The following is a 15,293-nucleotide window of genomic DNA, read 5'->3' as shown; positions in this document are numbered from 1 at the left end:
GGCGAAATTGGTAGACGCACTGGATTTAGGTTCCAGCGCCGCAAGGTGTAAGAGTTCGAGTCTCTTCGCCCCCACCACTTTAAGTTAGAAACTTAAGGTTGATGTAGATGTTAAGTCATCTAGATCTTGGAAGAGGATTGGTGTAATGGTAGCATGACGGTCTCCAAAACCGTTCGTCAAGGTTCGAGTCCTTGATCCTCTGCCACATTTATTTTAAATAAATGTCCCAGATGGGGGCGTGGCGAAATTGGTAGACGCACTGGATTTAGGTTCCAGCGCCGCAAGGTGTAAGAGTTCGAGTCTCTTCGCCCCCACCATTGAAAGAAGCAAGACAATGATCTTGCTTTTTTTATGATTAAATCTAATGGGTTTAGTCATAAATATAGAGGATTGATGTAATGGTAGCATGACGGTCTCCAAAACCGTTCGTCAAGGTTCGAGTCCTTGATCCTCTGCCATTGAATAAAAGATGAAGCTCCTATTTAGGAGTTTTTTTATTATCTATAATTTTTAGAGATAAATTTTTATTGGCGATTGAAATAATTTTATAAATAGATATTTCGATTTCTGTTTTTGCATGGTTGTATATTAAATAATAGATTATTCTTTACTTAGACAATATGCTGAATTTCTTAATATTTTTTTAAGCTATTGTTTTCTATTTATTTAAGTTACGTTTTGGAAATTATTTAAATAAAAGCCTTGAATACAAATTTATTTCCTGTATGATTTAGTTAACTAGAAAAAAGTCTTGTTAGTAAATCTTCTTTTAAGTATCGTAGTTTTAGTCATAATCCTTCGTTTTTTAAGATATTAAGCTCAATTTGTTATTCTTTTTTCAAAGTTATGATAGGGTCATTATTTGTTTAATGATTCTAAAATATTAGAAATCAGTAGGATATATCATGTCTAATACAGTAAGTGGTACAGTTAAGTGGTTTAACGAAACTAAAGGTTTCGGTTTCATTCAACAAGATAATGGTCCAGATGTGTTTGCTCACTTCAAAGAAATTTCTGGTTCAGGTTTCAAAACTTTGCACGAAGGTCAACGTGTAACGTTTACTGTTACTCAAGGGCAAAAAGGCCCAAATGCTGTAAATATTATTCCACAATAATATACAGCAAACAAAAAAAGCACTTTTTAGTGCTTTTTTTTATTTTGGCTTTAAAGTAATTGATTGATGTTTTTTAAAGCCTTAAAGCCCTAAATAAGAGGGCTTTTTATTTTTATATAAAAATTAATATTTAATTATAAGTACATGTAATTACTCATTTAATTTTAATGTAAACTTTAAAATATATGTGAAAAATAAATTATTAGTAACAGATGTATGTTAGATTAAAAAATCTTTAAATAAAGAAATTTTATATTTCACGGAATTGCTAATGAACGTTCGCCTGTGTTATGCCAGTCAACGAAACGAAAAAAATGAAGATTTGTTGCAAGATCTACGTGATATTTTGACAGAAGCTAGAGATTTCAATGATTTGAATCAAATTTGTGGCGTACTCTATTATGCTGATAATGCTTTCTTTCAATGTTTAGAAGGTGAACAAGAGATAGTTGAAACATTATTTGAAAAAATTGCAAATGATGAAAGACACCACAATGTTAAATGGTTGTGCACATATTCCATTGAACAAAACTCTTTTAAAAAATGGTCAATGAAATATGTGCAACGCAATACCAATATTGAATCTTTCTTTCTAAAAATGGGAGAAACTACTTTTAATCCGATTCGTCTTGATGAGCAAAATTTAAAAGCTTTCATCAAAGAATTAGTTATTGCTGAGCAAACCAAAATTAAGACAGTTAAGAGAGTAGGTATGGTGAATCGGGGTGTGAACCCGTTTTAGCTATTTGGCTATTATACCGATATGGATGGTCTTGAGTTTAGGTAGTATTCTAGTCATCACTAAATATACAATAACTGTAGTTGCAAGCATCCATATCACTTCTAGGCTTTGACTAATGACAAACATTGCCCAATAAAAAAGGCCAAATAAAGCAAGGCACAGTCCACTACCTTTGAAATACCAAGTAATAAATATCCCAAACAGCGTGGAAGAAAGAAGGAGATTAATCGTCTCATTCATTCCTATATAGTTAAAAAGAATAATCAGTAAGCATAAAGCTAACATTGATAGTAAATATACAAATATATTTTTTGCAATAAACATTTTCTATACCCTATCTGATGATTAAAAAATTATCTTTCCTCTGTTTCCAGAGGAAAGATAGTACATATTAATTTTTTGAGATTCTTTTTCTATTATTAAGAGTTTTTCTATTAATAAAGATGACTTTATCATTTTCTCCAGATCTCTTTATTAATATTAAGCTTTCTATTTAATAGGAAAGAGTGCTTATATGTACTGAAATTAATTATAAGAAAAACAATGAGTTGTATTGTAAGTTTTAGCTTACATAGTTGTGAGAGAATACCTACATTTGTTCAAAAAATAATCAAAATTTACAAAGCTGATTTTATGTTAAATATATATTTTTCATAAGGTTATATTGATTTAAGGAGTAAGCCAAGCTTTACATAAATAACAAAAAGTAACATCGGTTTTTATGTTTTTTTAAATAAAAAGAATAAACAAAAAATATTATTGTTAAAAAACAATTGTGATGAATACTTGAATTTATAATTATGAAGTTTTTTTATTTGAATAATTACATTAATAATCGTAAATAATGAAAATATAGTGAGATTTCTTATTTTATCGGCTTCACTAAAGAGCAACTATAAGATGAGTTAATTTAAACTATTAATCTTAAAGATTTGTGCAGATTTTTCTATAGGCGGCGGGAGTTAAACCATAGCAACGCTTAAACCAGCGGCTCAAATGGCTTTGATCGGCAAAACATAAATCTGAAGCAACTTGTGCAGGTGAGATGCTTCTGGAAAGTAGCTCTCTTGCTCGTGTAAGTCTGAGTTGAATCAGATATTGGTGAGGAGCCAAGTGAAAGGCAGCTTTAAAAATACGGTGAATATGATATCGGTCTAGACCGATCATATTTGAAATCTCTTCTAATCCAATATCATCAAATAAATGGTCATGCAGAATATCTCGGATTTGGTGGGCGATCTGAGGACCATGCATAGACGATGTTTGTTGAGCTCTTTTTAACCATTTCCCTTGGGCAATATATTGAATTAGCAAGTCCAGACTATTGTCTTTCACAATATTCATTTCTTTATAATGCAAATGCTGAAATGCTTGTGACGTAATAATTGCAAGTTGCTCATCGGACTTTAATGGTGCATCAATGACTAACTCGTAATGATCAGGACTGTTATGAAATAAGCCCTGAATACGTTGTTTCAACCATTCCGGGTGCAGATAAAGCATTTGATAGGTAAAGCCATCAGAGGCAGGGGCATTTCCATCATGAATTTCTTCTGGTTCAAGCATAAAGACTTGTCCAGCATGACTATTAATTTGTTTTTTACGACAATGAAATTGCTGAACACCAGATTCGGTTACGCCAATTAAATAACTTGAATGCCAATGAGGGTCATAGGCATGACCCGTAAAATGGGCACGGATTGTTTCGATACCAGTATTGGTATCTTTTGAAATATCCACCCAGTTACCCATAATCTTTGACCCGTAAATTTTTAACTTTTGCCTCTAGAACGTTACAAAAGAGATCAACGCAGTTCTAGAAGATTTGTGCAAAACTTTAAAAATTTAGTGAGAATTAAAGCCAATCTAAGTTGATTAGACTGGTTTTCGCTAATATTTGAATGGATTAATCTGAGCGCTCGACTAACCATTGATTCACTTCTGGCCAGACTGTAGTCGGTGCTTGGCTACCCGAAACGACACCCATATGGCCACCCGGTACGACTTTAAAGGTTTTGTCTTCGCTACTAATCAAATCCATAAGCGGCTTAACAGCCTCAGTGGTCACGATAATATCTGTGCTTCCACCTACTGCGAGTACTGAACATTCAATATCTTTTAGATAAGCTGTAAGCTCACCAAACTTAACGACGCCTTTAGACAGTTCATTATCAATCCAGAAGCGGAGAATAATATCGCGCATGACTCCACCTGGGTAAGCCAGCATATTATCGATAAATGAACTTGAAGTTGCATGGTCGACAATAAACTCTCGGTTATCAAGATTCTTAAAAAGTTCCCAATATGTTTTCAGATTTCCAATCGGGTCGGTTAATTTAAAACCAAGGGTATTTTGCCAGCCGTGGATATGAAATGCTTCACTTGGTACATGATGGCGAATACGAAACGGCGTATGCTTACGAACCCATTCGGCAGGTTTGGTAAGACTACCGTAGAGTTTCCCCATATAACCCGCTTTATGTGTGTCGATAGGGGAAGCAAGAATAATGAGGTTTTTAATATCTTTATCTTTGTACAATGCGGTATAGCAGAGTGAAAGTGCACCGCCTAAACTCCAACCATGTAAAGAAAGCTGTTGTTGACCGCTGTGCAAGCGAACTTGCTTTAACATCTCTGGCATGAAAACTTTAATATAAGTGCCGAAGTTATATTTTGCTTGGTGCCGAGTTGGGACACCCCAGTCGATTAAATAGACATCAAAACCTTGCGCTAAAAAATAGCGTACAAAACTGCGCGTAGGAAACAAATCATAAATGAGCATGTTCACTGCTAGCGGTGGAACGATCACTAACGGTACGCGATGTTTAGGTGTAGATGTGTCAGTCTCATTTCTATAGTGGCGTAAGCTAATAATTTCATGCTTATAAATCACATCAAAAGGTGTTTTTCCTGACAAGGCAATTTGAGGGCCTCGGAAAAAGAGATCTGATGCATTGATCAGCATGTGAGGTATTTTTTGACCAGCACGTGTCTGAAGAGATTTTTTAATAGATTGTAGCTGTGGAACGTTCTGACGAACTTTAAGCAATAAACTCATTGAATATAAAACCTATAAAGATGTTGCCCAGAGCAGTGACGAGCTGGTCTTTTACGGATATTAAATGGAATAAAAGATGAGTTCAGTGACCCAAAAGACAGGATTTTCTGTTTAAGATATCAAGAGAATATTATTTTTAATCAAGGGTTGTTTTATTTAAGTTATTAAAAATAAATAATTAAATGGTTTTAAGATCAAAAAGTAATGTAAAATATTAAAAATTTAAGCTATTTTTAAGAATAATAAAAAAATATTGGTAGCGTAGTTTTGTAAAGTTTATTTGTGTTTTTTTTACATATTAAAAATAAAAATATAATTATTTTACAATCCGTTAGGAATGTTATTAGAAAGTAGTATATATGGAATTTGTTTTTAATGGTTTTTATACACTAATTTCGGCGGTTATCGTCTTATTGTTGGGCCGCTTTCTTGTTAATCGGATTGATTTTTTAAAACGCTACAATATTCCCGAACCTGTAGCCGGTGGTTTGGTGGCTGCTGTAGTTTCTTTACTCATCCACACTTTGTGGGGGTACAGCATTGTTTTTAGTAGTGAACTACAAACCAGCTTTATGCTCGTGTTCTTCGCTTCTATTGGTTTAAGTGCTAATTTTATGAAGCTGAAAGAAGGTGGTATGGCTTTAGTCATCTTCTTGGTTTGTGTAGCGTCATTTATTGTTGTGCAAAATGCTGTAGGTATGAGTCTTGCGACTTTACTCGGTCTTGATCCACTCATTGGTTTAATTGCGGGTTCAATTACCTTAACAGGTGGTCATGGTACAGCTGGTGCATGGGGTGAAATTTTAGAAACCCAACATGGTATTCAAGGTGCTTTAGCATTAGGGATGGCGAGTGCTACTTTTGGTTTGATTATTGGTGGTGTGATTGGTGGTCCTTTAGCAAAATTGCTTATCAACCGTTATGGCCTTGCTCAAGCAAAAACCAATGCTGAAATTCAAAATCGTGATACGCATCTTGAACAAAACTCAGATGATCTTGCACCGTTTGAAAACCCGCATCAAGTTCGTTTAATTACAGCAGACAATGCGATTACTACGCTGGGTATGTTTGCAGCCTGTTTAGCATTTGCTGAATTTATGACGGGCTTTAGTAAGGGAACATGGTTTGAGTTACCAACTTTCGTTTGGGCGCTTGGTGGCGGCGTTATCTTAAGAAATATTTTAGAGAGCGTGCTGAAAATTGATATTTTCGACCGTGCGATTGATGTATTTGGTAATGCATCGTTATCACTCTATTTAGCAATGGCATTGCTTTCATTAAAGCTTTGGCAACTTGCCGACTTAGCTGGCCCGTTAGTTGTAATTTTGGGTGCTCAAACAATTACGATGGCGCTATATGCAGCATTTGTGACATTCCGTGTTATGGGCAAAAACTATGATGCAGCAGTGTTATCAGCAGGTCATTGTGGTTTCGGTATGGGGGCAACACCAACCGCCGTTGCAAATATGCAAGCCATTACCAACATGTATGGTCCATCGCATAAGGCCTTTTTGATTGTTCCACTTTGTGGGGCATTCTTTGTCGACTTAATTAATGCAACAGTTATTCAGCTCATGTTGAAATTTATTGCTTAATTTAAAAAAGCCCGTAAGGGCTTTTTTTATGGGTGCTTGTCTATGAATATTTGATTTGTATCTATAGGCCCAATTTTTCTTTTCGGAGGATTTAAGCCATTTTATTTTTAGGATACTTTTTCTCAAAACTAATAATCGCCCTTACACCAAGTTTCACTTAGAATAATTTGCAGATAAATAAAATGAGAAATGTATGAGCTCAGAAGCGCATTCAATTAGCTTGGTTGCCCCAGTGGTTTTATTGGCAGCGGCTGTCATTGCAGTTCCTATTTTTAAACGTATTGGTTTGGGTTCAGTATTAGGTTACTTAATTGCAGGGCTGATTATTGGCCCATTCGGTTTTGCTTTTTTTCAAGATTCTGCCGCAATTTTGCATATTGCCGAGTTGGGCATTGTGATGTACCTATTTGTGATTGGTTTGGAAATGCAACCATCACATTTGTGGAGTCTTAGACGCGAAATTTTTGGTCTAGGTACACTACAGATCATTATTTGTGCACTGGCTTTGACTGGCGTAGGGCTATTATTTGGTTTTACGTGGCAAGTCGCTTTTATTGGTGCCGCAGGGTTCGTCTTAACGTCGACTGCGATTGTGATGCAATTATTGGGTGACCGCGGTGATTTGACTCAGCCACGTGGGCAAAAGATTGTAGCCATCTTACTATTTGAAGATTTATTAATTGTACCATTACTGGCTATTGTCGCTTTTATGGCACCGAATCACGTAATTGAAAGCACATCGGTACGTTTGGAAAATATAGGAATTGGTTTAATCGCAATTGCAGGTCTTATTGCGGCAGGGTATTGGTTACTTAATCCATTATTTAGGCTCTTGGCTGCTGCCAAAGCCCGAGAAGTCATGACTGCCGCTGCATTATTGGTGGTGTTGGGCGCAGCGCTACTCATGCAAGTCAGCGGTTTGTCCATGGCGATGGGTGCTTTTTTAGCGGGTGTACTTTTATCTGAATCAACATTTAGACATCAAATTGAAGCGGATATTGAACCATTCCGAGGAATCTTGTTAGGTCTGTTTTTCCTTGGCGTGGGTATGTCGTTGGATTTATCAGTTGTCGCTCAAAACTGGCAGCTTATTGTGAGTGGCGTAGTTGCTCTAATGTTTGTCAAAGCGCTCATGATTTATATAGTAGCCCGTATAACTAAAAGTCCTCACACAGAAGCCTTAGATCGCGCTTTGCTCATGGCTCAAGGAGGCGAGTTTGCCTTTGTACTTTTCTCTGCCGCACTCAGTGCACAAGTCATCGATAGTACGGTTAAATCTAATCTCACCGCTATTGTTGTGCTTTCAATGGTGTTGACGCCAATTGTAGGTATTATTTTTAAACGTTTCACTCAGACCAAAGCCAATATTTCACTAGAAAACGTGAATGTTGCTGACGGATTAAGCGGCAGTGTTTTAATGATTGGATTTGGACGCTTTGGGCAGGTAACTAGTCAGCTTTTATTGGCAAGAGGCGTAGATGTCACCATTATTGATAATAATACTGACATGATTCAAAACGCTGAAAAATTTGGTTTTAAAATTTATTATGGCGATGGCTGTCGCTTGGATATTCTGCATGCTTCTGGTGCAGCAACAGCGCAAGCGATTGTGGTGTGTGTAGACAGTAAGGAAACGACCAATCGAATTGTAGAACTCGTTAGCCATGAGTTTCCTTTAGCGAAATTATTAGTCCGTTCATATGACCGCGAGCATTCACTGCATTTAGTCAAACAAAAAGTAGACTTTATGATTCGTGAAACGTTTGAATCTGCAATTAAGTTTGGCGAAGTGATTTTACAAGAACTTGGCGTAGATGAAGACGAAGTCGTAAGAATTAGCGAAGAAATTCGAGATCTTGATAATGAGCGATTTGAAACTGAAATTGCAGCAGACGATGTATATGCCGGAGTTGGTTTGCAATATACACATGCTCATCATCCACGACCAACTGCGCCGTTAATTCGACCGAAACAAGAAGGGCGGATTTTAAACAAAGAAGATGCCTCCGATAATGAGAGTCTTAATTAGCATAAAAATATCTATAAAAGTTCTGTTTAGAAGCACTTCTACAAAATCATTATAAGTGATCTAAGGAGGAGTGCCTTTAAAATATGCATCCCTTTAAAGCGGGAGCGACTTCTGCAAAAATTACATTTTATGTATCAAGTTTATTTTGGGGAAAATTACGGTATTTTTTAATTGAATTGTCATAAAGAAAGGCTAATTTAAACTCATAACAAAAATTGATGAAGATTGTTGCGAACAATAAAATCAAACGCAATTTTCACAGACGTGGTCGTGAGGTAATTAGGGCTAATTCGAAAGAGTTGGCTTTTTTGTTTTAATCAATTTTTTCTGCAAACGATATTTTTGGTTGAAATGTTTAGCTTCTTTAAAGTTAAACTTGGTTATTATTAAGATGCAATATCTAATTGAATTAAAATAATAATTTTTCAGATATTTTTTATCCCACAGTAAATTGACGGTCTAAAATTTAAAGATTATCCTTCTTTTTTTTATGGCAAAACGAAAGTAGGACACTTTAGGGTGTGCTAGGGTCTAACTAGTCTGTCAACCTTCTTTCGTTTTGTCGCCATTATTTAGCATTAATGCAAAATCGTTAAATTTAATTTGAATCTATATTTAGCTTGACTATCTAATTGAATGAAAAACAATAATTATTTAACTATTTTCTATTCAACCTTACATTGACACTCTAAACCTTGCCGATTATCCTTTGCCTGCTGGCCACATTGCCAGTCAGCTTTTGACAGAGCTGGTACAAAAGGCGCACAACAACGTATTATTTCGTTTTGTGCGTTCTCCTAAGTCACGCCTTTATGGTGAGGCTAGGAGGGGCACGCTTGCGTGCGCTGGTTTCCTTTTGTACCAGTCTGTCAACCCTTCTAGTCTTGCCACCATTATTTGACAGTAATTGGTAAGACTCTTTTAAATCAAAAGGAGTTCGCTCATGCGTACTAATTTTTTTCTTTATTGGTCTTTGCCAAATTCTCTCTATCCATACCACTTAAACAGTCTTTAAAACGGCTTAATCGACTCTAGGTTTCGACACCTTAAGAATCAGTACGACTAAAACATAGCAACAATAAACCAGAGATAGGCGAGCACACTATTATTGTGCGGCTTTTGCATGCCTGTATTTAGCACTCATTTTAAGAGTGACGGCATTTTTCTCTCTTTTATATACAACAAAAAATTATTTTAAGCGGTATACATGAAAAATTTAGAATCTTCATTTAGAGCACTCAAAGTGCTTCACACAGCAAAAGACTTATTTAATTTATATGGATTTAATAAGGTGGGTATTGACCGCATTATTGCTGAGGCCAAAATTCCCAAAGCCACTTTCTATAACATCTTTCATTCAAAAGCACGACTCATCGAGATGAGTCTCACTTTTCAAACAGATGCACTCAAAGTAAAAGTACTTTCAATTTTCAATTCTTATCGTGAGCAAATGGTGCTCGATAAACTCAAGGAAATTTATTTTCTGCATGCCCATCTAGAGGGATTTTACCATTTGCCATTTAAAGCCATTTTTGAAATTGAAAAGCTCTATCCCAATGCCTATAAGGTGGTAATTGATTATCGTAAATGGTTAATTAATGAAATTTATAAGCTGCTTTTAACGCTAAAATCGACTGCCTCAGTCCAAGATGCCTATATGTTTTTATTTTTGATTGATGGGGCAATGGTTCAGCTTGCAGGGGAGAATCAGAGAGATGATCGAGATAAGCTGTGGGATTACTTTTTACTGATGATTTCTTTGGTTTAAATCAATTAAAGCCCCTTTTTAAGAAAGGGGTTTCTTATATACTTTTCTGTTATTTATATAATTTAATAAACTAGACCGTAGAGTCGTTATTCAATTTTCTCTTGAAGAAATGAGATTAGTTTGGCACATTGCTTAGACGTAGAATTTTATGCAAGCGTTGTAGCAAGCAGTTCTGACACAGTAAAAATTATAAATTTCAGAGTATAACTATGCGGCTTAAAGAATTAGCGGGTTGTGAGGAGTGCGATACAGTCTATCGTAGAACCCCGCTTGCTTATGGAAAAAGAGCTTATTGCGTATGTTGCGGCGCTGAACTCTATCGGCACACCAAGCCTTTTTCGACATTACTGGCTTTAATCTTAACGGCATTAATCGTATTTATTCTTGCCAATAGCTTTCCTATCGTAAAAATTGAATTGCAGGGAAATATCTCTGAAACTACCTTACTTGGTGCGGTTTGGGTAATGTTTCATTATGATCGGGCTTTCGTTGGCGTACTCATCTTAATTACTACTTTTATTGTGCCGCTTTCCTATCTTTTATTACTTTCCTATGTGTTAGGTACAGTGAGTATATTGAAGAGAAGACCCGCATTTTTGGTGATTGCCTTACGCACACTTTTTTTTATGAGAGTGTGGGGAATGGTTGAGGTGTTTTTAATCGGGATTTTGGTCACGCTCGTAAAGTTAATAGGAATGGTCTTAGTCATTCCCGAGATTGCTTTATGGGCATTTGCGATCTTGAGTGTGTTGTTGGTTTATATTACTTCTATAAAGGTGAGTGATATATGGAATGAAATTGATAGGTCACTGCCATGAAAACGATAAAAAACGTGACCCCAACAAAAAGCTCGCAACAAGGTTCGATAATTAAGCAATATCCAAGAGCTAAAGACCTGTCATTAATTGTGTGTCACTGCTGTGGTGTCGTAAATTCTGCTCAAAATGAAAAAAGACATCTACCCCAAAGCCATCAGGAGTTACGTTGTATTCGCTGTAATAGCGTACTGCATTCACGTAAGCCAGCGAGTTTAAACCGAACTTTTGCCTTAGTGGTGGCTGCAACTATTCTTTATATTCCAGCCAATGTACTTCCAATGACAGTAACTGACTCACTTTTAGGTAGTCAGCAAGATACCATCATGAGTGGTGTCATTTACTTCTGGAAAAGCGGAGACTATCTGGTATCTGTGGTCATTTTCATGGCCAGTATTTTTATTCCCATGTTGAAGCTACTGATTTTGTATTTTTTATTGGTAGCGGTATATCTTCAACAATCAGCAGCTTGGAAGTTTTTACCTGAGCAATGCGTTAAATTATATCGAATTGTCGAATTTATCGGTCGTTGGTCAATGATTGATGTGTTTGTGGTGGCACTATTAACAGCGCTTATTCAGATTCAATCGCTTGCTACTATTTTAGCAGGGCCGGGTTCGATTGCTTTTGGTGCGGTTGTGGTGTTAACCATGTTTGCATCTTTAAGTTTTGACCCACGACTTATTTGGGATAACTTTTACGCATCTCAAAATACAAATAAACCTTCTTCTTTTACTTCAGAAAAACCAACGATTATTCAGGCAGAACACCCGCCGTTGAATAATGATTCCATTAATCCAAGTCAATAAAAGAACAATGAGTATGTCTGAAAATGAAATAACCCCTGGTAACTCAGATCGTCGTGATACCGATATTGAACTGGATAGCATGAATGATTTACCAGAACCTCAAGAAAAGAAAAGTCGGTGGAAGCCTCTTTTAATTTGGCTTATTCCATTGATTGCTCTTTTAATCGCGCTTTCATTAGCGATAAAAGCGCTCTTGTCTCACGGCCCTACAATTGACGTCTCTTTTAGGACGGCTGAGGGACTGGTTGCTGGTAAAACAACGGTCCGCTATAAACAGGTGGATATTGGTTTAGTACGACAGATTGATCTTTCAGAAGACCGCTCACACGTGATTGCTAGAATTGATTTGCGTAAAGACGCGAGTAACTTTGCAGCAAAAGATTCACGGTTTTGGGTTGTGCGACCACGTATTGGGACGAGTGGGGTTTCGGGCATCGATACTTTATTGTCAGGTTCATATATTGAAGTGGATGGAGGTAAGTCTGAGGAGAAAAAACTTGAATTTACTGGGTTAGAGATACCGCCAGTTATATCTTCAGATGTGCCCGGGAAAATATTTTTCTTAAATGCAGACGATTTGGGATCTTTAGATGTTGGTTCTCCAATTTATTATCGTCGAATTAATGTGGGACAAATTACAGCTTATAAATTATCTGATGATGGTAAAACTGTAGAGCTGCAAACGTTTATTCGCGCGCCGTATGACAAGTTTGTGACCACCGATGCACGTTTCTGGCAGGCAAGTGGGATTGATGTGACCTTAAATGCTTCGGGCTTTAATTTAGATACCCAGTCGCTTGCAAGTATTGTTGCGGGTGGTATTGCTTTTGGATACCCTGAAAACTCACATGCGACCACAGCAGCAAATCATAGCCGCTTTAATCTTTGGGATTCAAAATCTGATGCATTGAAAGAACCGGATGGACAACCTCGTGGCGTAATTATGTACTTTGATCATTCATTGCGTGGATTGGCAGTCGGTGCGCCAATTGACTTCATGGGCATTGAAGTTGGTAATGTTAAAGCGATTAATGCCGAATTTACTAACGACTATAAGCAGATGCGTATGCGTGTTGATGCCGTTTTTTATCCTTCACGTGTTGAAAAAGGTTTGGCACTTAATCCGAATAGTGAAATCTTCAAAGACTTTGTTGAACATGGATGGCGTGCTCAAATGAGAACAGGCAACTTACTCACGGGTCAAAACTATATTGCCCTAGATAAGTTCCCTAAAGCTAAACCAGCCAAATTACAAATTTTGAGTGATGATCGCGTAGTGATTCCAACTACACAGACCGAACTCAGTGGCTTACAAGCACAAGTTTCTCAGATTGCTGACAAGTTAACGAAGTTCCCGTTAGTTGAGATTGGGCAAGATGTACGTAAAACGCTCAACAATATGAACACAGCGATTGCCTCTACCGATAAACTGGTTAAACAGTTAGATGGAAAAGTTGCACCTGGTTTACAAGCAACGCTAGACGATGTCCGTAAAACGGTAAGATCTTCTGAGTCTATTTTGTCGAGTGATGCGCCGTTACAACAAGACGTACGTAAAGCATTGCAGCAAATGACACGTGCGGCAGCTTCATTGCAGTTAATGGCAGACTATATTGAACAACACCCTGAATCAATTATTCGTGGTAAAACACCAGAGACCGATGATGAAAAATAAAAACACTCTATCTTTTCAGCATCCTAAAGCAGCCAAATGGCTGCTTGGGAGTGGCCTGTTTTTAACGGCAGTTACCATGACGGCCTGCTCGAGTTCGCCAACACCAAACTATTATACGATGTCTCCTAAAATCACTGCGGCTACAAAAACAACTGTGCAGGTGATTGAAGTATTACCCGTCGGGATTCCAGACCGATTGGACCGTGCGCCTTTTGTGCTCCAAGACAGTAGTGGTAAGTCTACGGTGTTAAATAATGAACGCTGGACATCGACTATGGGTACGCAATTACGCGATACCTTGTCGGCGGGTTTACAGCAAAAATTAGGGGCAATTGATAGTTATAGCAGTGGTCTTGCTGGAAACAACCAACCTTTATATCGAGTTTCTACAGACTTTTCTCATTTTGATATTGTAGATAAAAGCTATATTAATATTGCGGTGTCTTGGGTAGTGAAGCGTCAAATACCGCCCACTCAATTAGAGTCAAATAATGCAAAAGTCATCACTAATGCAGGCTCGCAGTTGAATTGTCGAATTGCTTTTAAACAGTCGATTGATCAAAAAGCTAAAAAGATGGATGCGATTGTGAGTGCTTCAAGTGAGGCCATGACTCAAATTATTAATACGGTTTCTTCTTCAATTGTGGCGCTGGATTCAAATAAAAAATCGGTTATTAGCAATGGTGTTTGTTCGTAAAACCAAGCGCTTTTAATCAACCCCTTTATTTGTACACAACAGATAAAGGGGTTTTTATTTTAGTTGCCTCGATAGGTTGAGTAACCGTAAGGGCTGAGTAATAACGGAATATGGTAGTGGTTTACACTTCCATCCACTTTAAAAATCACAGGTACTTCGGCAAAAAAAGTTTGTTGTTTGTTCTTTTTAAACCAGTCTTCAGTTTTAAAAGTAACTTTATAAACCCCTTGCTCTAATTTTTTATTTTCTGGATAGAGCGCAGTAATACGACCATTTGAATCGGTCACTTGCTGATTGAGTTTCACCCACTGGTTATTGGTATTTTTTTCTAAAACCACTTCAACCTGAGAAGAGGGCAAACCCGTTTCTAGATTTAACACATGCACACTTAGCGGATTAGTTTGAGCAAACGTAGCTGAAGCAATAAATAACGAAGATAAAGCAATAAATGATTTAGTCATGATGAACTCCTTATGAATGAAAAACGGTATCAATAGCTTTGCTTGCGCATTGATTGTCATTTTGTGCGCCGCCAGCACCTGCAACCCCAATCGCTCCGATCACTTGGTTCTCAAAAAGAACAGGCACGCCACCACCTAACAAAAGTAAATTTGTTACGGTAGTTAAATTTTTTGCATCGGGGTTTTGATTACTGTTTTGGCTTAAAACTAAGGTCGATGTTTTGGTAGATAAAGCGGTATAGGCTTTTTTCTCGGCAGCCATTAAATTATGCGGACCAACTAATTCATGCCGTTCGGCAGTTAATGGATTACCGCCACGATCCACAACAACGACCGCAATATTTTGATTTAGTTTTTTGCAGGCCTCTTTCGCACTGTCGGCTAGCAGATGCGCAGTTTTAAGATCTAACGAATAAACTTGATTCAAAGCAGGGGGCTGTGCAAAAGTACTATTACCGAATAGCATGGCTGCAAACATCAGCCAGTTCAATTTTTTCATAATGATTGCCTCTATGTCGCTTTGAAAATC

The 15,293-nt window shown here is 37.1% G+C and carries 14 protein-coding genes and 3 tRNA genes; 12 read left to right on the top strand and 5 right to left on the bottom strand.

Annotated elements, in window-relative coordinates; all coding sequences use genetic code 11:
* The first annotated feature begins 131 nt into the window (after positions 1-131).
* The 5 genes from KTI78_RS05385 (at position 132) to KTI78_RS05365 (ending at position 1,857) form a co-directional block, all read left to right on the top strand.
* Positions 132-205, top strand: a tRNA-Trp gene (locus tag KTI78_RS05385).
* A 27-nt stretch (positions 206-232) separates the two neighbouring features.
* Positions 233-317 (top strand) — tRNA-Leu (locus KTI78_RS05380).
* A 67-nt stretch (positions 318-384) separates the two neighbouring features.
* Positions 385-458, top strand: a tRNA-Trp gene (locus KTI78_RS05375).
* Between the two features lie 447 nt (positions 459-905).
* Positions 906-1,115, top strand: coding sequence for a cold-shock protein (locus KTI78_RS05370; protein WP_003650775.1), 210 nt, complete (start codon positions 906-908; stop codon positions 1,113-1,115).
* 271 nt (positions 1,116-1,386) lie between these two features.
* Entirely contained in the window at positions 1,387-1,857 is a 471-nt protein-coding gene (locus tag KTI78_RS05365; RefSeq protein ID WP_262445442.1) for an AnBLUF65 family BLUF photoreceptors, read from the top strand.
* Here the strand turns inward: KTI78_RS05365 and KTI78_RS05360 are convergent, their stop codons facing one another.
* The 3 genes from KTI78_RS05360 to KTI78_RS05350 all read right to left on the bottom strand — a co-directional run bounded on the left by KTI78_RS05360 (position 1,858) and on the right by KTI78_RS05350 (position 4,915).
* Positions 1,858-2,181 carry a hypothetical protein gene (locus KTI78_RS05360; protein WP_262445440.1) on the bottom strand — a complete coding sequence of 108 codons (324 nt, stop codon included), beginning with the start codon at positions 2,179-2,181 and terminating at the stop codon, positions 1,858-1,860. It lies immediately after the preceding gene.
* A gap of 600 nt (positions 2,182-2,781) precedes the next feature.
* Positions 2,782-3,609, bottom strand: coding sequence for an AraC family transcriptional regulator (locus tag KTI78_RS05355; protein ID WP_262445438.1), 828 nt, complete (start codon positions 3,607-3,609; stop codon positions 2,782-2,784).
* 154 nt (positions 3,610-3,763) lie between these two features.
* The gene (locus KTI78_RS05350) at positions 3,764-4,915 is read right to left on the bottom strand and encodes an alpha/beta fold hydrolase (protein ID WP_262445436.1); all 1,152 of its coding nucleotides are present in this window, start codon (positions 4,913-4,915) and stop codon (positions 3,764-3,766) included.
* Between the two features lie 359 nt (positions 4,916-5,274).
* Between KTI78_RS05350 and gltS the strand changes: the two genes are divergently transcribed.
* From gltS to KTI78_RS05315, 7 genes are all read left to right on the top strand, one after another.
* Positions 5,275-6,510 (top strand): sodium/glutamate symporter, encoded by a 1,236-nt coding sequence (gene gltS, locus KTI78_RS05345; RefSeq protein WP_016140525.1) that lies wholly within the window; start codon positions 5,275-5,277, stop codon positions 6,508-6,510.
* 193 nt (positions 6,511-6,703) lie between these two features.
* Positions 6,704-8,539, top strand: coding sequence for a monovalent cation:proton antiporter-2 (CPA2) family protein (locus KTI78_RS05340; protein ID WP_262445435.1), 1,836 nt, complete (start codon positions 6,704-6,706; stop codon positions 8,537-8,539).
* Between the two features lie 1,207 nt (positions 8,540-9,746).
* On the top strand, positions 9,747-10,307 hold the full coding sequence (locus tag KTI78_RS05335; RefSeq protein ID WP_262445433.1) for a TetR/AcrR family transcriptional regulator: 561 nt from the start codon (positions 9,747-9,749) through the stop codon (positions 10,305-10,307).
* A gap of 209 nt (positions 10,308-10,516) precedes the next feature.
* Complete coding sequence (locus KTI78_RS05330) at positions 10,517-11,125, top strand: paraquat-inducible protein A (protein ID WP_032054203.1); 609 nt, start codon at positions 10,517-10,519, stop codon at positions 11,123-11,125.
* Entirely contained in the window at positions 11,122-11,931 is an 810-nt protein-coding gene (locus KTI78_RS05325) for a paraquat-inducible protein A (RefSeq protein ID WP_262445432.1), read from the top strand. The genes KTI78_RS05330 and KTI78_RS05325 overlap by 4 nt, the downstream gene beginning before the upstream one ends.
* A gap of 7 nt (positions 11,932-11,938) precedes the next feature.
* The gene (locus KTI78_RS05320; RefSeq protein ID WP_262445431.1) at positions 11,939-13,606 is read left to right on the top strand and encodes an intermembrane transport protein PqiB; all 1,668 of its coding nucleotides are present in this window, start codon (positions 11,939-11,941) and stop codon (positions 13,604-13,606) included.
* Positions 13,596-14,303, top strand: coding sequence for a membrane integrity-associated transporter subunit PqiC (locus tag KTI78_RS05315; RefSeq protein ID WP_262445429.1), 708 nt, complete (start codon positions 13,596-13,598; stop codon positions 14,301-14,303). The genes KTI78_RS05320 and KTI78_RS05315 overlap by 11 nt, the downstream gene beginning before the upstream one ends.
* Positions 14,304-14,362: 59 nt before the next feature.
* On the opposite strand, the gene uraH is transcribed toward KTI78_RS05315, so the two are convergent.
* Together uraH and KTI78_RS05305 are read right to left on the bottom strand one after the other, a co-directional pair.
* Positions 14,363-14,764, bottom strand: coding sequence for a hydroxyisourate hydrolase (gene uraH, locus KTI78_RS05310; RefSeq protein ID WP_000167347.1), 402 nt, complete (start codon positions 14,762-14,764; stop codon positions 14,363-14,365).
* A 10-nt stretch (positions 14,765-14,774) separates the two neighbouring features.
* Entirely contained in the window at positions 14,775-15,242 is a 468-nt protein-coding gene (locus KTI78_RS05305; RefSeq protein WP_262445448.1) for a GlcG/HbpS family heme-binding protein, read from the bottom strand.
* Between the last annotated feature and the right edge of the window lie 51 nt (positions 15,243-15,293).

Source organism: Acinetobacter sp. WU_MDCI_Abxe161, assembly GCF_025514355.1.
Lineage (GTDB): Bacteria > Pseudomonadota > Gammaproteobacteria > Pseudomonadales > Moraxellaceae > Acinetobacter > Acinetobacter pittii_E.
This window is presented reverse-complemented; position numbering and strand designations above follow the sequence as displayed.